The organism is Alkalihalobacillus deserti, assembly GCF_020734105.1.
GTDB lineage: Bacteria > Bacillota > Bacilli > Bacillales > Bacillaceae_D > Halalkalibacter > Halalkalibacter deserti.
The window spans coordinates 223,226-240,873 of sequence record NZ_JAJAFR010000003.1; the positions used below are offsets into that span (position 1 = coordinate 223,226).

The window sequence follows — 17,648 nt, forward strand, 5'->3', positions numbered from 1 at the left end:
AATTAAAGGGGGAAGTTGGATGAGAATCGCCTTAATTGCACATGACCAGAAAAAAGAGGAAATGATTCATTTTACGATTGCTTATGAAGCAATATTAGCTAAGCATGAACTATTTGGAACGGGAACAACAGGAACGAGAATCATGGAAGCTACGAAATTAAATGTTACTCGATTTAAATCCGGACCACTGGGGGGCGATCAGCAGATAGGGGCACTCGTCGCTGAGAATAAGTTCGATTTAATTTTATTTTTCCGAGATCCTTTGACTGCTCAACCTCACGAGCCTGATGTCACAGCACTTATTCGTTTATGTGATGTGCGTAAGGTTCCTCTCGCCACAAACTTAGGAACAGCTGAGGTGTTAATAAAAGGTTTAGATCGAGGGGACTTTGCTTGGAGAGAAGAAGATAAGGATGAGCTTAATGGGAAAGCTTGATATTCTTGCTTTTGGTGCTCATCCTGACGATGTTGAAATTGGGATGGGTGCAACATTAGCTAAATATGTAGAAGCTGGTTATCGTGTTGGGATTTGCAATTTAACAAAAGCAGAATTATCTTCGAATGGGACAGTGGAAATTAGACAGGAAGAAGCCAAACGTGCTAGTGCCGTTCTTGGTGTAGACGTTCCGATTCAATTAACATTGGCTGATCGTGGACTTAAGACGGTTTCAGATCAACAGCTATCGGAATTGGTTTCCGTCATTAGAGAGCTTCAGCCAACGATCGTCTTTGCCCCTTTTAAAGAGGATCGGCATCCAGATCACGGCGCTTGTGCCACACTTGTTGAGGAAGCTGTATTCAATGCAGGAATCAAAAAATATCAGTGTGCGAGCAAGTTGAAAGCCTATCGACCTCTGAACCTTTTTTATTATTTTATTAACGGATATCAACATCCTGACTTTGTCGTCGATGTTACTCATTTTATGGATAAAAAAATACAAGCGTTATTAGCTTATAAAAGTCAGTTTGTGAAGACAGACGATTCTATTGATACGCCATTAACGAATGATTACATAGCGGTTGTTGAAGCGAGGGAACGTTTATTCGGAAATGAAGTGGGTGTGCCTTTTGCAGAAGGATTTATGAGTTCCAAACCAATCATTGTTACGGATTTCTTTGCGGGAAAGGATCGTGACAATGAAACTTAAAATCGGTATTAGCTGTTATCCTACTGTAGGTGGCTCAGGTGTCATTGCAACAGAGTTAGGCAAGTTATTAGCAGAACGAGGGCACGAGGTACACTTTATTACGTCAAGTGTACCGTTTCGTTTAGATCGAGTGTATCCGAATATTTATTATCATGAGGTTGAAGTCAACCAGTATTCTGTGTTTCAATATCCACCTTATGATTTAACACTTGCAAGTAAAATGGCAGAAGTGGCTAAGAGACAAAAGTTAGATCTAATCCATGTCCACTATGCCGTCCCGCATGCGATCTGTGCTATTTTAGCTAAACAGATGCTTGGTAACAATTTAAAAATTATTACAACATTGCATGGGACAGATATAACGGTATTAGGTTATGATCCGTCCTTAAAAGATATAATTAAGTTTGGAATTGAACAGTCTGATCTTGTCACAGCGGTATCAAATGATTTAGTGACTCAAACAAGAGAATTAGTTCCAACCGAAAAAGAAATTGAAACTGTTTATAATTTCATCGATGAACGAGTTTATACAAAACGTGATGTAGAAGAGTTAAAAGTTCATTACAAAATAGCTAAAGATGAACGAGTGATCATCCATATTTCCAATTTCCGTCCAGTCAAACGTGTTCCTGATATCGTAAAAAGCTTTGCTTTAATTTCAAAAAAAGTGAAATCAAAATTACTTCTAATTGGGGATGGACCAGAATTAGCGGTTGCTAGACAACTGGTAAAAGAGTTTGAGATTGAAGATCAGGTGTTGTTTTTAGGAAACCAAAAGCACATTGCAGAATTGCTTTCTATGAGCGACCTGATGTTGCTTTTAAGCGAAAAAGAAAGCTTTGGACTCGTCGCATTAGAAGCAATGGCTTGTGGCGTTCCAGTTATAGGAACAAATGCAGGAGGAATCCCAGAGGTCATAACAGATGGCGTAACTGGTTATTTATGCGATGTAGGCGACGTCACATGTGTGGCTGACAAGGCGATTATGTTATTATCAGATAATTCGAGTTATGCTGCTTTCTCATTGCGGGCAATTGAGCATGTGAGATCTGTTTTTCACTCTCAGATCATTGTGTCTGAATATGAGAACCTGTACAAAAAAGTATTGCAGAAATGAGGCAAAGACTGTGGTACAAGAATGGATTGAAGCGAGAACGCTTATTCATAAATTAAATCAGAACGGATATCAAACCTATATTGTTGGTGGCGCGGTTCGTGATCTCTTTTTAGGTAGAAAAATAGCTGATGTAGATATTGTGACAACTGCTACCTCAAAAGAAGTCTCAGAACTATTTGAGAAAACAGTTCAAATGAACAATCAGCATCAGACCGTCCTAGTAAGAGTGGGTCAGGAACTGTTTGAAGTAACCACGCTTCGAGGTGCTCGTTTTGAAGAGGATTTGATGCGTAGGGATTTGACTATAAACAGTTTGGCCATGGATGAACAAGGTGTTTTGATAGATGTAGTAAATGGTAAGCAAGATCTATCTTTAAAACGGCTACGATCGTTTGATGCTAAAACTCGAATGATAGAAGATCCCCTGCGAATGCTACGGGTCGCTAGGTTCATGAGCGAACTTGGATTTACGATAGACTCTGATCTTCTTACAACAATCACAGACAACCATTCTGACATTAAAAAAGTAGCTGTTGAGAGAGTTGTCAAAGAATGGATTAAGATTCTAAAAGGAACATACCGTAATCAAGCTTTTTTTTTATTATTAGAAACCGGTTTGTATAAGTCAATACCAAGACTTTCTCTAAATCCAAAAGCGCTAGAACAGTTATTAACTCTGAAGTCCTTAGCAGATCAATCAGAGATCATTTGTTGGACTGCCTTTTGTCTGTGTATGGATTATAAAAATGAAGAACCATTAAAGCAATTATGTCTTTCTAATGATCTGCTACGAGCTGTTAAAGTGAGGCTTTCCTTTAATCAAAAAAGAGAGAAGCATAGTTGGACGAGTATAGATTTATATTATTCGTCAATTAAAGTCGCTCAAGATGTTGAGAAATTGCGATTTTTGCGAGGACTCCCGAGACAGGATGAATGTGAGTTGAATTCTATTTGGCAATCACTGCCTATACATAGTCGGGCAGAACTAGCAATCACGGGGAAAGACCTATTACAGGAGTTTAAAAGAGAACAAGGTCCTTGGCTTAAAGATAGGTTGCTTTTAGCAGAGAAGCTAGTTGTAGAGCGGAAATGTCTGAATGAAAAGTTCGAAATTATCGACGCATTAAAGGAGGTGTGAGCATTGCTAAAAGAAAAACTTTTGAAGGTCTTTGCTGATCACCCAGGAGAATTTGTATCAGGCGAAAAGATCAGTCAACAATTAGGTTGCTCGAGAACGGCCATATGGAAACATATAGATGAATTAAGAAAAAACGGTTATATATTAGAATCAGCACCTAGAAAAGGCTATCGACTAGTGAGTAAAGGAGATGGCATTCATTCACATGAAATTAAAGTAGGACTGAAAACGACTCGTCTTGGGATGGAGATCACCTATTTTGATGCGACGGAATCCACTCAAATTGTTGCCCAAAAGTTGGCTCATAATGGTGTGAAGGAGGGACATGTCGTGATCGCCAATGAGCAGACAGCTGGAAAAGGGCGACTTGGTCGAAAATGGCATTCAAGATCGGGAACAAGCGTGGCGATGAGTATTATTTTACGCCCCGAGTTACCGCCTCAAAAAACACCTCAACTTACATTATTAACCGCTGTAGCCGTTGTACGTGCGTTAAAAAAGGAAATAGGTGTTAATTCGGAAATTAAATGGCCTAATGATATTTTAATTAATGGAAAAAAGCTTGTTGGTATTTTAACGGAAATGCAAGCAGATCCAGATAGAGTTCATTCAGTTATTATTGGTATAGGTCTCAATGTCAATCAAAAGGAAGAAGATTTTGATCCTGACATTCGAGAGCTCGCAACTTCTTTAGCGATTGAAAAAAAAGAAACAGTTGAACGAGCACGAGTGATTTCTGCGATATTAAATGAATTTGAACAATTATATGACATTTATCTAACAGAAGATTTTCGTCCCATTAAAGCTCTGTGGGAAACTCATTCCATCAGTGTTGGTACGTATATTTATGCTAGAACGGTACGTGAAGTGATTTATGGATATGCCAAAGGGATTACAGACGATGGTATCTTATTACTTGAGGATGAACAAGGAAAGACACATCACATTTATTCAGCTGATATTGAAATTGCTTCCCAAATATAAAAGTTACTGTTATAATTTTGGCAATGGGCGGTATCCTTTTTGGAACTGCACCGAACAACTAATTTATATACGGATCTGCCTTGATCCAGCTTGGACTAGGACAGAGGGGTTCATAACATAAACGTTAGAAACTTTTTCTTAACTTGAAATGGTTCTTAAGATTGGCCATAAGGCTGTAAGGGTTACCTCTGTGCTCAAGGTGTACGAATCTTGTGGGGTAATCCTTTTTCTTTTTTGTTCTGACGTTTATCGTGATTTGAGGCCCTCCTTATAAGGAGGAAAATGACAATGAAAACAACAGCAAATTTTTCGAAAATGAAAAGGGAACAAGAAAAGATTACGATGATGACTGCGTATGACGCTCCAGCAGCTAGACTTGTTGAAGAAGCTGGAACAGATATGATTCTTGTTGGGGATTCACTTGGAATGGTCGTACTCGGTTATGATTCAACTGTACCTGTGACCATTGATGACATGGTGCTTCATACGAAAGCAAGTCGCCGTGGTGCTCCAAATACGTTTATTGTAACAGATATGCCTTTTCTCACTTATCATTCAAGCATTCAAGACACACTTAAGCACGCTGGACGATTGATGCAAGAAGGTGGAGCGAGTGCTGTTAAGCTTGAAGGTGCTGGCGATGTCGTTGAGACTATCAAAAAGCTAACAGCTGCTGGGGTTCCTGTTATGGGACATCTTGGATTGACTCCACAATCGGTAGGTGTTCTAGGCGGCTATCGAGTTCAAGGAAGAGATGCTGCATCAGCTCGTACTCTTGTAGCTGATGCTAAGGCATTAGAACAAGCGGGTGCTTTTGCCATTGTAGTAGAATGCGTTCCAGAGCAGGTAGGGGCAATGCTTTCAGAAGCTTGTGATATCCCTATTATTGGGATAGGAGCTGGAGTCGATACTGACGGACAAGTACTTGTATATCATGATGTAATAGGTTACGGCGATGTTCACGTGCCAAAGTTTGTAAAAAACTATGCCCAAGTTTCACCAATTATTGGAATGGCGCTTAAATCATATGTGGATGAGGTCAAAACAAAAAGATTTCCAACACGAGATCATTCATTTACGATGAGTGAAGAGGAACTTAGAGGACTATATGGGGGAGTTCATTCGTGAAAGTCATTGAAACCATTGCAGAGATGAGACAACAAGTCACTTTGGCAAGAAAAACGGGACAGACAGTCGGTTTTGTCCCGACAATGGGTTTTTTGCATGAAGGCCATTTAAGTTTGATTGAGGCAGCTAGAGAAAAGCATGATCTTGTCGTTGTTAGTATTTTTGTCAATCCGTTACAATTTGGACCAAATGAAGATTTAGAGCGCTATCCTAGGGATTTCGAAAGGGATGAACGTCTCGCTAAGCAGGCTGGTACGGACATCATTTTTTATCCATCTGTTCAAGAAATGTACCCTGAGGCAATGCCAATGACGATTCATGTGATCAAAGGTGTGGATGTCCTTTGTGGGGCAAGTCGGCCTGGTCACTTTGATGGTGTAGCGACGGTAGTGATGAAATTATTTCAGATTATTCAACCAGATAAAGCTTTCTTTGGTCAAAAAGATGCGCAACAAATTGCTGTTATTATGAACATGGTTTCAGCTTTTAATCTACCTGTTCAGGTTATTGCTCGCCCGACCATTCGCGAAGAGGATGGACTAGCAAAAAGCTCAAGAAATGTTTATTTGTCAGAACAAGAACGGCAAGAAGCTTCATTTCTATATGAAACGCTCCAGATTGGAGCTGAAATTATTAAATCTGGAGAGAAAAATCGCGATCGTGTTTTAGATCAAATGAAGGCTCGTTTAGATAAGGGGTCTGGTCAGCTAGATTATTTAACGATTCTTAGCTTTCCAAGTCTTAATGAAACGAAAACATTAACAGGTTCGATTATCATTGCGATTGCTTATTTTTATCAAAATGCTCGTTTAATTGATAATTATATAATTGAAGCGTAGGAGGAACTACCATGTACCGTACAATGATGAAAGCCAAAATTCACCGTGCACGTGTAACGGAGTCGAATTTAAATTATGTTGGTAGTATAACCATTGATGAAGATATTATGGATGCTGTCGACATTTTAGAAAATGAAAAAGTACAAATTGTTAACAATAATAATGGTGCTAGGTTTGAAACCTATGTGATTAAGGGACCTAGAGGCAGTAATGTTTTTTGTTTAAATGGAGCAGCTGCCAGGCTTGTCCATGAAGGTGATGTAATAATTGTGATTTCTTATGCTCTTGTGGCTGATGAAAAAGTGAAAGAACATAAACCGAGAGTAGCTATTATGAATGAGCATAATCAAATTGTTGAAATGTTACATGCAGAGCCAGCTTCTACCGTTCTATAATTCGCATATTCCTCTCCTCTTCGATGAACACTTTAGATAAGCGTTTGTAGAGGAGGGGTTTTTTTGAATGAATGGTTATCTTCATGGCAAACCATTTTTAAAGAGACAGAGAAAAAATGGACACTGATGTCCGAAGAAGAACAGAAAGAGCAGATAAATTATTTAGAAGAAACAGCAGGCACGCTTTTAGATACATGGACAGAAATGGATGAAAAGATTAATGATTTGCGTGATGTAGTCGGTAAAAATGATTTAATTTCGTTTAGATCTAAAGGTACATGGTTGTACGAATTAGAGATGTTTGAACAAGCGAGTGATGAACTTGAAAAAGAAAAAACAATTGGAGAAAAAGATCTATTACGTAGGTTATATCTAGGTTATGCTTTGCTTTTTTCAAATCAAATGGCAAGAGCTAGAGAAACCTTTTTATATTTGGTACAAGTTAGTCCACATCCACATATTAAGCACTTTGCTTATATTGGCTTAGGTTGTGTGCAAACTCAAGAAGAGCGTGTTCAGGATGCGATTGTTTCTTTCCAGTCAGCCAAACAACTTACGTTAACGACTGATGTCGTGTATAATTTAGGAGTATGCTATTTTTTTGAAGAAACGTTTCATCTCGCTGAAGAATATTTTATGGCTTATTGCGAAGAAGAACCTGAAGATGGTGAAGCCTTGTTCTTTTTAGGTTGTTGCCAATGGGAAACTGGAAAAAAGGATGAAGCGTGGGCATCTTGGACAACAAGTATTCACTTGTTGAAATCAAAAGAGGCTTTGCTTTCATTGGCCTATGTCTGTGAATGGCATGGTTATCATTATGCAGCTATACATTGTTATAAAAGAATTCAGGAAAAACATGGGGAGACGATTCCTACTTTGCATGGTTTAGCTTGGAACTATGCTCTAATTGATAATAAGGAGAGCGCTCTTAAATTTTTCCGTGAAGTACTTCTTCTAGATCCGGGTAACAATGATATTAGAAAATCGCTTCATTGGCTTGGGGACACTTGGACAGAAGTACATGAACTGTAATTAAAGGAGTAGGGTCGTTTAAATAGAGGTGGAAAAATGAAAGAACGCTATACTGTGGTTGATGTTGAGACAACAGGACATTCAGTTGTAAAAGGAGACAGAGTCATTCAAATAGGCGCTGTTGTTATAGAAAATGGTGAGGTGGTAGAAACGTTTGCTACGTTTGTGAATCCTGGTCAATCCATTCCTCCCTTTATTGAGGATTTAACGGGTATTTCTGATGCTAATGTAGCAAATGCCCCTTCTTTTCATGAAATCATACCTGATTTCCTCGAGTTATTAGAAGGGAGTTCCTTTGTTGCACATAATGTGGACTTTGATGAGTCTTTTCTAAGAACGCAGATCGAGTTAGAAGGCTATCAATTTCCTAAGATGTCTGTTTTTGACACGGTTGAATTATCAAGGATCTTATTACCTCAACAGGAAAGCTATAAATTAAATCAGTTAGCTGAACAACTTGGCTTTTCTCATGAACGTCCTCATCAGGCGGATAGTGATGCGGAGGTTACGGCAACTCTTTTTTTGACTTTAATACATAAATTAAAAAAATTACCATTATTGACCCTTCAACAATTGGTTCCTTTATCAAGAAGATTTAAAAGTGATTTAGAACCTTTATTAACCAGTTTCATTCATAAAAAAATGATAAATGGGATAAATGATGAAAAGTATTTTGATTGCTATCGTCAATTGGCCTTAAAAAAAACAGTTGAAGAGCAGCGAGAAGTTGATTCAGATTCTTGTTTCACTTTTGCTGACTACTCTTCTTTTTTATTTGAAGAAGATGGGAAGATGGAACTAGCTTTTTCAAAGTATGAATTAAGACCAGGACAACGACAAATGATGAAAGAAGTAGATGAAGCATTTCAACAAAATGAACATAAAATGATTGAAGCAGGAACGGGTACAGGAAAGTCCCTTGCTTATTTGATACCTGCGGCTTTCTATGCTCACGAGAACAACCAGCCAGTTGTCATTAGTACGCAAACGATACCGTTGCAAGAACAGTTACTAGCCCGTGACTTGCCTTTACTTAAAAAAATGCTTCCCTTCCATGTGGATGCAGCTTTGTTAAAAGGCCGAAGTCATTATTTATGCTTAAGAAAATTTGAACAATCTCTTACTTCAATTGATTCAGATAGTTATGATGTTTTATTAACGAAAGCTTTGTTACTAATTTGGCTAACGGAAACGGACCAGGGCGATATCGAAGAATTAAATCTACCTTCGGGGGGGAGAGGGTTTTGGTTTGAAATTCAAAGTGATGCAGCTTCTGATTTAGGGCGTTATAGTCCATGGTTTTCTCGTTGCTTTTATCATCGAGCTAGGAAAAGAGCACAACAAGCCAATTTAATTATTACAAACCATGCTCTTTTGTGTACCGATTTGGTTCATGAGCAAAGGTTATTGCCCGCTTACACTCATGCTGTAATTGATGAGGCGCATCATTTAGAAGAAACGGCAAGTGATCATTTAGGAGCGAAAACCGACTTTTTAACATTCTCCTATTTGTTTCAACGGATGGGACTGAATCAAGAAGCGGATATGTTGAAAACGTTAAATCATTTGATTGAGAACTATCAGATCGCTGTTAAAGCTGAGGACCTTTCGTTCAAAATTATAAGCTTAAAAGAAGAAATGGATGAGTTATTTCGGATGCTTCATGGATATGTCATGCAAAAGCAGAAAACGAGTTCGAGTGATGTAGGTCGCTTTCGTTATCGTTTTGAAAGTTATGCGGAAAATAACTCGCATTGGCAAGCGATTTTAGAATGTGCGATGCGTATTCATATGCAAACAAAAGATTGCTTACAACAACTCAAACGATGGTTAAAACCATTTCAAGATATTCGGGATGACATGACGTATAAAGACAGAGGGTTTGTTGTTGATATAGAAAGTGTTATCGACTCTTTATATGAAGAAGAACAAGTTCTTTATGAGATGTTACTTGAGTGTGATTCGAATGTTGTGTATTGGATTGAGATTGAACCAAGAGGAGCAAAGAATGCGACATTTCTTTTTAGTAAACCAATTGATGTATCTGACTTACTTGCTGATCATTTTTTTACGAAGAAGAAAAGTGTTGTGCTCACCTCTGCTACTTTATCGGTGAATGGGACATTTCGTTATCAAGAAAAACGATTAGGATTGACAGACTTTGGAGTGAAGACATCGATTATTCCTTCGCCTTTTTCCTATATGGACCAAGTTAGAGTTCTATTACCTAAAGATATTCCTGCAATTAAAGACGTTAAGGAAGAAGAGTTTGCAGTTGAGGTAGCGATTAAGTTATGGAGATTAATGGAAGTCTCTAAAGGGAAAATGTTAGTTTTATTTACTTCATATGAAATGCTTAAACAAGTTTATTATCATGTTAAAGATTTCAATGAATTTGGTTTGTATCAGCTTATTGGTCAAGGTATTACAAGTGGAAGCAGAGCAAAATTAATGAAAATGTTCAAGCAAAGTACTCAAGCTACTCTATTTGGCACAAGTAGTTTTTGGGAAGGCATTGATCTTCCTGGAGATGAATTAAGAACATTGGTCATTGTGAGATTACCCTTTTCTCCACCGGATCAACCGTTGCTGCAGGCTCAATTTGAAAAGGCAAAAAAAGACGGACAGAACCCATTTATGGAAATATCATTACCACAGGCTATTATTCGCTTTAAACAAGGATTTGGCCGTTTAATTAGAACAGCTGACGATCGTGGAGTCGTGTTTGTTTTTGACCGGAGAATTTCGACGTCTCGCTATGGAAAACAATTTATTCGTTCCTTACCAGATGTACCTGTTTATGAAGATCAATTGGAAAATTTGCTCGAACAATTTCAAGACTATATGTAAAAGTATGGAGGCGTGCTGCTATGCGAAAAGGTCTTTTAGGACTGTTAGGCCTTATTGTCTTAGGAGTTATTGTAGGATTAGATCTCGGTGTTACGACAAATGATCATGATGAACAATTAGAACTTGACTTAAAACTAGCAGAAGAAGATTTTGGATTGGTTTTTATAGATTTACCAAATGGAGAATCAACTTATATCGAGTTACCTAATGGCCAGACTGTTCTAATTGGAACAGGAGCGGAAGATTCTTCAGAAGAATTATTTTCTCGTTTAAATAAACTTAAAGTAAGCCAAATAAACACCATTATCCTACCAAGATTTGAAAAAGAGTATAGTGGCAACGTTGAAAAAATTGTTACAAAGCTACAAACGCAACAACTTATCGTGCCTGAGCAAGGCTTAAGTCAAGCTATTACACAATATCAACATTTAGAAATAGATATAGTCGGTTGGGCAGATGATGAAGAATACGCCTTTAGTGAATATCTGAAATTTAAAACATTATCTACCCATTCTTCGTTACTGCCGGTGCTTTCCTTTATTCTTACTATACATGATAAACATCGTTTCTTCTTTTCGTCTGAAGCGAATAAGCAGCTTGAACAAAATTGGGTAGAAGAGGGATTATCACCAGTTGCCATTTTAAAAGTAGCTGAATTCGGGACGGAAGAAGGAACAACTCAACGCTTTTTAAAAGAAATTGATCCACAAGTTGCGATTCTCTTTTCGAAAAAAAACAGCAAGATCAGTAGTGCGCTATTGGAAAGGCTACAAGAAACCTGGATTGACACCTACACACTGAACCAGAATGGATCCGTAATCATAAAAGTAAACGACTTTGACTACGAACTCGTAACCGTACATTTTTAAGTGTTCATCCCAAAAGGTCGAACTTTACCTTTTGGGATGAACACGAAGCATGAGCGGAACCGCTGCAAGGTTTTAAGTTTGTTCTGAGCGCTCTTCTCGGGACAAACGCGCAGCGAGTGAAGCCATGCCACGCTTAAGCATTATTAGTGTAAAAAGGTCTTTACCTTTTGGGATGAACACGAAAATGTTCTGCACAGGGCATTGTGCAGAACATCATTGAGGTGTGAGTAGGAAATGTTATTGTTTGTTATTGAACTTTGTCTTATGATGGTACTACGATATTTAATCAGGACGATCTTGAAAAAACGATGGAAATATAGTTTGTCTAATTGAAATAGGAAATACTTGATGCCATTTCAACCCTTTACGACGTAATAGAGCAACATCGTTTTTTTCTTTTTGAAAACGTTCTGCAGTTGACTTTAAGCTAGACAAAATGTACGCCCCCTTTCATCGGCGTACTTATAGTATCACCATGAGTGCTATAACTATGTTAGCAATACCTGTACATCGAGGAATAACTTTATTTAAATGGAGGAGCAGAAATGGAACAAAAAATGGTTGTGTTATCAACTACTTGTGTGAATAAAACGGCTGATCTTTATAAGATTGTTGATTCACTTAATCGGACTTTGAAAGAGCAGGATCTGATGTTTGGTCTCGCATTGGATAAACAAGATCATGACAAAATGGTTTTTACGATTTATCGTACTTAGTTGGAGTATAAAATGAAAAAATGGATTATTATCGTTTTCTTTTTTATGATGATTTCTCTAACTGGAGCTGGAGTTTACGCATATCAAACGATTCGCGAACCTTTGTTGCACAACCTTGAACAGGCAGAACACTATGTGAAAGGTCACTTGTTAAAAACCGTCTATGATGTTTCTTATTATCACGGGACTGAAGCTTTTTATGTTCTAAATGGTTTAACGGAAGAAGAGGAAGACACGGTTGTTTGGGTTTCTGAAGATTTTTCTTTTCATCATACAGAAAAAACAAGCGATGGAATTTCAAAAGAAGATGCCATTGCTATCGTAAGAAAAGAAGACAGTGTAAAAAGAATTCAGTCTGTAAAACTAGGCTATGAGAGAGGGTTACCTATATATGAGGTGACGTATCTTAATAAAGACAATCGAAAAGGATATTATTATCTTACTTTTGATGATGGAACTTTTATGAAAAGATATGTACTTCGAACTGATTAAATGGATCGAAGTAATGAGAAAAAGCAATGATTCATATATTTTAACGTATTTGGACTTGAATCATTGTAGGTGACACACTATAGTGTATATATAAAACTTTGGAGGGACAATTAATAATGAATTTAGCTAAAAGAGTATCTACCTTAACACCTTCTTCAACACTTGCCATTACAGCAAAAGCGAAGGAGCTTAAAGAGCAAGGACATGATGTAATAGGACTTGGGGCAGGTGAACCTGATTTTAATACACCACAATACATAATTGATGCTGCAGTACGTTCGATGGAAGAAGGACATACAAAATATACACCTTCAGCTGGTTTACCTAAATTAAAACAAGCTATTATTGGAAAGTTCGAGACGGATCAACAAATTACCTATACTCCAGGTGAAATTCTCGTTGGTTCAGGCGCGAAACATGTATTATATACATTATTTCAAGCCATTTTAGATGCTGGGGATGAAGTGATTATTCCGACACCTTACTGGGTAAGTTATCCAGAACAAGTGAAACTGGCAGAGGGAACTCCTGTTTATATCGAAGGACTTGAAAGTAATGAGTTTAAAGTGACTGCGGAGCAACTCGAACAAGCTATTACCGAAAAAACAAAGGCATTTATTCTGAACTCACCGAGTAATCCTACAGGCTCGATGTATTCAGAGGATGAACTTCGTCAACTTGGCGAAGTATGTATCAAACAGAATGTTCTTATTGTTTCTGATGAAATTTATGAAAAGCTTGTTTATGGTGGGGTAGCACATACGTCAGTTGCTCAGCTATCTAAAGAATTAAAAGAACAGACGATGGTTGTAAATGGAGTATCGAAATCACATTCGATGACAGGATGGAGAATCGGTTATGCTGCAGGGAATGCTGAGATCATAAGAGCGATGACGAACCTAGCAAGCCACAGTACATCGAATCCAACAACAACTGCCCAATATGGTTCGATTGCAGCTTACACAGAAGATGACGGCTCTGTGGAAACAATGAGACAAGCATTTGAAGGTCGTTTAGACCAAGTCTTCGATAAACTTGTTTCCATTCCTGGAGTATCGTGCGTAAAGCCACAAGGTGCATTCTATCTTTTCCCTAATGTTAGTGAAGCTGTAAAATTAAATGGCTTTGCAAGCGTGGATGCTTGGGTTGAAGCGATTCTTGAAGAAGAGAAAGTTGCACTTGTACCCGGGTCCGGATTTGGTGCTCCAGATAATGTTCGCTTATCTTATGCGACATCTCTTGAAGCGTTAGAGGAAGCATTAACTAGAATTGAACGATTTGTTCGTACACATACAAAATAAATTATACATTTTTCATCTGATGAAAAGCTCCATCTAACAGGTTAAGACGGAGCTAGGTTTACAAATACGATCAAAGGTGACTCAAAGGGGGCAAAATACCAACCTTTGAGTCACCTTTTTTACTCAAGACAATTCGTTGACTTGAAAAAATGCAGAAGGGTATAATGAAGGATATTATACATAGTAGCGATGGAGGTATAAATGTGAAAACAACTATAGCTAAAGTGGGCCAATATGTTGAACAACAAGTTACGATCGGTGCTTGGCTTGCTGGAAAGAGATCAAGTGGCAAAATTGCTTTTTTACAATTACGAGATGGGACAGGCTTTATCCAAGGTGTTGTAGTGAAAGCTGAAGTTGAAGAGGCGATGTTTCAACAAGCGAAAAATTTAACACAAGAGAGTTCTTTATATGTTACAGGAATCATTCGCGCTGATGATCGAGCCCCGTCTGGATATGAATTAACTATTACTAAAATTGAAGTATTACATGAAGCTGTAGATTATCCAATTACACCAAAAGAGCATGGCACAGAATTTCTAATGGACAATCGTCATTTGTGGCTACGGTCAAAACGTCAGCATGCCGTGATGAAAATCAGAAACGAGATTATTCGTGCGACATATGAGTTTTTCAATGAGAATGATTTTGTTAAGATTGATCCTCCTATCTTAACGGGAAGTGCCCCAGAAGGAACTTCAGAGCTTTTTGCAACGAAATATTTTGATGAAGATGCTTATCTTTCTCAAAGTGGGCAACTTTATATGGAAGCAGCAGCTATGGCGATGGGCCGTGTATTTTCATTCGGGCCAACTTTCCGTGCTGAGAAATCGAAAACACGTCGTCACCTGATCGAGTTCTGGATGATTGAACCAGAGATGGCTTTTGTTGAGTTTAATGAAAACCTTGAAATTCAGGAACAATATGTATCGTACGTCGTTCAATCTGTATTGAAAAACTGTCAGTTGGAGTTAAAAACACTCGGGCGTGATCTTTCTAAGCTAGAGGCTATCCAAGCGCCATTCCCGAGAATTACGTATGATGATGCCATTAAGTTCTTAAATGAAAAAGGATTTAATGATATTTCTTGGGGAGATGATTTTGGTGCTCCTCATGAAACGGCTATTGCTGAACATTATGAGAAACCAGTATTCATTACACATTATCCAACATCCTTAAAACCGTTTTATATGCAACCTGCAGCTGAACGTCAAGATGTTGTCCTTTGTGCAGATCTGATTGCCCCAGAAGGCTATGGAGAGATTATCGGTGGCTCGCAAAGAATTCATGATTATGAATTACTAAAGAAAAATTTACAATTTCATAACCTCTCTCTTGAAGCGTATCAGTGGTATCTTGATTTGCGTAAATATGGATCAGTTCCACATTCCGGCTTTGGTTTAGGGCTTGAGCGAACGGTAGCATGGATTTCTGGTGTAGAACATGTTCGCGAAACGATCCCATTCCCTAGACTTCTAAATCGCCTATATCCTTAAGGGGTAATAAAAGCTGAAAAAACGTATACACTTCGTGAGCTTGTGCAAGCCTGCTATGAACACTCATAGCAGGCTTTTACATATAAGAGTATCAAATAAAGAGAAAATGTTGAGCGATTTCCTACTTGGAGAAAAACCTTTCTTCTGAACTTTCTGTATTGTTTAAAGTCAGGAAAAGGAAACCCGGGTTATGATTTTACATGTTATAATAGAGGGTAGAGGTGTTAGCTGATGGACCAGAATTTATTAATAAGATGGACAACCCAAAGACAACTTTCCATACCAACATTATTGCTCAAACATTATAAACAGTTAGGACTGAAGGAAGAAGAACTTGTTACTCTATTACACGTTCAATCATGTATTGATGATGGCGATGGTTTTCCAACTCCAGAGCTTCTAAGCGAACGAATGACTTTGTCTATGAATGATTGTGCCGACATGCTTGGACGATTGATTCGCAATGGTTTTTTAACGTTAGACAAACGGTGGGATGAACACGGAATTTTATTTGAATTTTTCACGCTTGAACCGCTATGGGTTCGTTTAATCCAATTGGTAAAAGGTGAACAGATGCAAGTACAAGAACAGCAGAAGCAAAGTGATGAAGGTTTATTATATAAAAAGTTTGAAGAAGAATTCTGTAGGCCCTTATCTCCAATTGAGGCTGAAACGTTATCAATGTGGTTAGACCAAGATAATCATTCTTCAGAATTAATTATCGCTGCTTTGCGTGAAGCGGTTGTATCGTCTAAATTGAACTTTCGATATATTGATCGAATCCTGTTTGAATGGAAACGTAACGGGATCAGGACATTAGACCAAGCAAAAGCACATGGAGAGAAATTCCGTAAATATAATCAACAATCTAAACCAGAATCAAAAAGAGTTCGAGCTGAATCGTATCCAACTTTTAGCTGGCTTGATCAGTCGTAAGGGAAGATAGGGAGAGAATAAAGATGTTATCCAAAAAACAAACGATAGAGGCTCTTAATGTCATTGCCGAGATGTTTCCTGATGCGGAGTGTGAGCTTACACATTCAAATCCGTTTGAGTTAGTTATTGCGGTTCTCCTTTCGGCACAATGCACAGATGCGCTCGTAAATAAGGTAACTCCTTCCTTATTTAACAAGTACAAGCAACCTGACGATTATTTAGCCGTACCATTAGAAGAGTTAGAGCAAGATATTCGATCAATTGGACTTTTTCGAACCAAAGCTAAAAATATAAAAAAGCTATGTCAAACGTTGATTGAGGAGTATAATGGGGAAGTACCGGGAGAAAGAGATGAACTTGTAAAGCTTGCTGGGGTAGGGCGTAAAACAGCCAATGTAGTGACATCTGTTGCGTTTGGTGTACCAGCGATTGCGGTTGACACACATGTAGAGCGTGTGTCAAAACGCTTGGCCGTTTGTCGTTGGAAAGATAATGTTCTACAAGTAGAGGAAACATTAATGAAAAAAATTCCTGAAGAGCGATGGTCTGATTCTCACCATCAACTTATTTTCTTTGGTCGGTACCATTGTAAAGCGCAGTCGCCAAGATGTGAAACTTGTCCGTTATTAGATGTTTGCCGTGAAGGCAAAAAGCGCATGAAAGCGCGTGAAAAAATATGATTATTATACCTGACTCTTTTCAAGTCCAACCTTTTTATTACCAAAAAACGATTTATCTTCCGGATTTGAATCGTTCATTTAAAGACATCTGTCGAGCTGTTCCTTTCTATTACGATATGGTAGAGGAGGAGATATTTTGGAAAAACAAGCATGATATTATACCAGTCATTTTCGAATGGTGGAATGAAGAAGAACAGACGCTCACATCCTTATATCGTGAACGTAATTCGAAAAAAGCTAAACCTATTATGATTACAATGATAGCTGCCTTTATTGATTGTTTATTTTGGATGAATAATAAGAAACTTACGGGGCTTAATCAACTTAAAGAGGCTTTAGCACCATTTAAATTTAAACCGGTTAATTGTGTAGAAAGGCTAGATTTTCTACTTCTTAATCCATCTCAATTTCATTCATTTACACAGTTAAGAGCCTTATTTCTAGAAATGAAAAAAATATACGCTAAAATGAAGGTAATAGAACATAAAGTTTAAAGAGAAGGTCTCGTACTGATCCTTCTTGCATTA

19 protein-coding genes are annotated in these 17,648 nt (G+C 38.0%); 18 read left to right on the forward strand and 1 reads right to left on the reverse strand.

The window, feature by feature from the left end; all coding sequences use genetic code 11:
• The first annotated feature begins 19 nt into the window (after window positions 1-19).
• The 11 genes from LDX58_RS07530 to LDX58_RS07580 all read left to right on the forward strand — a co-directional run bounded on the left by LDX58_RS07530 (window position 20) and on the right by LDX58_RS07580 (window position 11,500).
• Complete coding sequence (locus tag LDX58_RS07530; protein ID WP_227936215.1) at window positions 20-436, forward strand: methylglyoxal synthase; 417 nt, start codon at window positions 20-22, stop codon at window positions 434-436.
• Window positions 423-1,148, forward strand: a complete 726-nt coding sequence (gene bshB1, locus LDX58_RS07535; RefSeq protein WP_227936216.1) for a bacillithiol biosynthesis deacetylase BshB1 — start codon at window positions 423-425, stop codon at window positions 1,146-1,148. The genes LDX58_RS07530 and bshB1 overlap by 14 nt, the downstream gene beginning before the upstream one ends.
• Window positions 1,138-2,265 (forward strand): N-acetyl-alpha-D-glucosaminyl L-malate synthase BshA, encoded by a 1,128-nt coding sequence (gene bshA, locus LDX58_RS07540; protein ID WP_227936217.1) that lies wholly within the window; start codon window positions 1,138-1,140, stop codon window positions 2,263-2,265. Before bshB1 ends, bshA begins: the two co-directional genes overlap by 11 nt.
• Window positions 2,266-2,275: 10 nt before the next feature.
• Window positions 2,276-3,403 (forward strand): CCA tRNA nucleotidyltransferase, encoded by a 1,128-nt coding sequence (locus LDX58_RS07545; protein ID WP_227936218.1) that lies wholly within the window; start codon window positions 2,276-2,278, stop codon window positions 3,401-3,403.
• Between the two features lie 3 nt (window positions 3,404-3,406).
• Entirely contained in the window at window positions 3,407-4,387 is a 981-nt protein-coding gene (locus LDX58_RS07550) for a biotin--[acetyl-CoA-carboxylase] ligase (RefSeq protein ID WP_227936219.1), read from the forward strand.
• A gap of 288 nt (window positions 4,388-4,675) precedes the next feature.
• Window positions 4,676-5,515, forward strand: a complete 840-nt coding sequence (gene panB / locus LDX58_RS07555) for a 3-methyl-2-oxobutanoate hydroxymethyltransferase (protein ID WP_227936220.1) — start codon at window positions 4,676-4,678, stop codon at window positions 5,513-5,515.
• A complete protein-coding gene (panC, locus tag LDX58_RS07560) occupies window positions 5,512-6,354 on the forward strand; it encodes a pantoate--beta-alanine ligase (protein ID WP_227936221.1) in 843 nt (280 codons plus the stop codon). Before panB ends, panC begins: the two co-directional genes overlap by 4 nt.
• 11 nt (window positions 6,355-6,365) lie before the next feature.
• A complete protein-coding gene (panD, locus tag LDX58_RS07565; protein WP_227936222.1) occupies window positions 6,366-6,749 on the forward strand; it encodes an aspartate 1-decarboxylase in 384 nt (127 codons plus the stop codon).
• A 63-nt stretch (window positions 6,750-6,812) separates the two neighbouring features.
• Complete coding sequence (locus LDX58_RS07570) at window positions 6,813-7,781, forward strand: tetratricopeptide repeat protein (protein ID WP_227936223.1); 969 nt, start codon at window positions 6,813-6,815, stop codon at window positions 7,779-7,781.
• Window positions 7,782-7,817: 36 nt separating this feature from the next.
• The gene (gene dinG, locus LDX58_RS07575) at window positions 7,818-10,631 is read left to right on the forward strand and encodes an ATP-dependent DNA helicase DinG (RefSeq protein ID WP_227936224.1); all 2,814 of its coding nucleotides are present in this window, start codon (window positions 7,818-7,820) and stop codon (window positions 10,629-10,631) included.
• A gap of 20 nt (window positions 10,632-10,651) precedes the next feature.
• On the forward strand, window positions 10,652-11,500 hold the full coding sequence (locus LDX58_RS07580; RefSeq protein WP_227936225.1) for a ComEC/Rec2 family competence protein: 849 nt from the start codon (window positions 10,652-10,654) through the stop codon (window positions 11,498-11,500).
• Between the two features lie 282 nt (window positions 11,501-11,782).
• Here LDX58_RS07580 and LDX58_RS07585 read toward each other — a convergent pair whose 3' ends face one another.
• Window positions 11,783-11,935 (reverse strand): hypothetical protein, encoded by a 153-nt coding sequence (locus LDX58_RS07585; protein ID WP_227936226.1) that lies wholly within the window; start codon window positions 11,933-11,935, stop codon window positions 11,783-11,785.
• 110 nt (window positions 11,936-12,045) lie between these two features.
• Between LDX58_RS07585 and LDX58_RS07590 the strand changes: the two genes are divergently transcribed.
• The 7 genes from LDX58_RS07590 to LDX58_RS07620 all read left to right on the forward strand — a co-directional run bounded on the left by LDX58_RS07590 (window position 12,046) and on the right by LDX58_RS07620 (window position 17,615).
• Window positions 12,046-12,216 (forward strand): YpmA family protein, encoded by a 171-nt coding sequence (locus LDX58_RS07590; RefSeq protein WP_227936227.1) that lies wholly within the window; start codon window positions 12,046-12,048, stop codon window positions 12,214-12,216.
• 12 nt (window positions 12,217-12,228) lie between these two features.
• Window positions 12,229-12,708, forward strand: a complete 480-nt coding sequence (locus tag LDX58_RS07595; RefSeq protein ID WP_227936228.1) for a cell wall elongation regulator TseB-like domain-containing protein — start codon at window positions 12,229-12,231, stop codon at window positions 12,706-12,708.
• A 116-nt stretch (window positions 12,709-12,824) separates the two neighbouring features.
• Window positions 12,825-14,009, forward strand: a complete 1,185-nt coding sequence (locus tag LDX58_RS07600) for a pyridoxal phosphate-dependent aminotransferase (RefSeq protein ID WP_227936229.1) — start codon at window positions 12,825-12,827, stop codon at window positions 14,007-14,009.
• Window positions 14,010-14,212: 203 nt separating this feature from the next.
• On the forward strand, window positions 14,213-15,505 hold the full coding sequence (gene asnS / locus LDX58_RS07605) for an asparagine--tRNA ligase (RefSeq protein WP_227936230.1): 1,293 nt from the start codon (window positions 14,213-14,215) through the stop codon (window positions 15,503-15,505).
• 231 nt (window positions 15,506-15,736) lie between these two features.
• On the forward strand, window positions 15,737-16,441 hold the full coding sequence (locus tag LDX58_RS07610) for a DnaD domain-containing protein (protein ID WP_227936231.1): 705 nt from the start codon (window positions 15,737-15,739) through the stop codon (window positions 16,439-16,441).
• 23 nt (window positions 16,442-16,464) lie between these two features.
• A complete protein-coding gene (nth, locus tag LDX58_RS07615) occupies window positions 16,465-17,121 on the forward strand; it encodes an endonuclease III (protein ID WP_227936232.1) in 657 nt (218 codons plus the stop codon).
• On the forward strand, window positions 17,118-17,615 hold the full coding sequence (locus tag LDX58_RS07620) for a YpoC family protein (RefSeq protein WP_227936233.1): 498 nt from the start codon (window positions 17,118-17,120) through the stop codon (window positions 17,613-17,615). Before nth ends, LDX58_RS07620 begins: the two co-directional genes overlap by 4 nt.
• The last annotated feature ends 33 nt before the right edge of the window (window positions 17,616-17,648 follow it).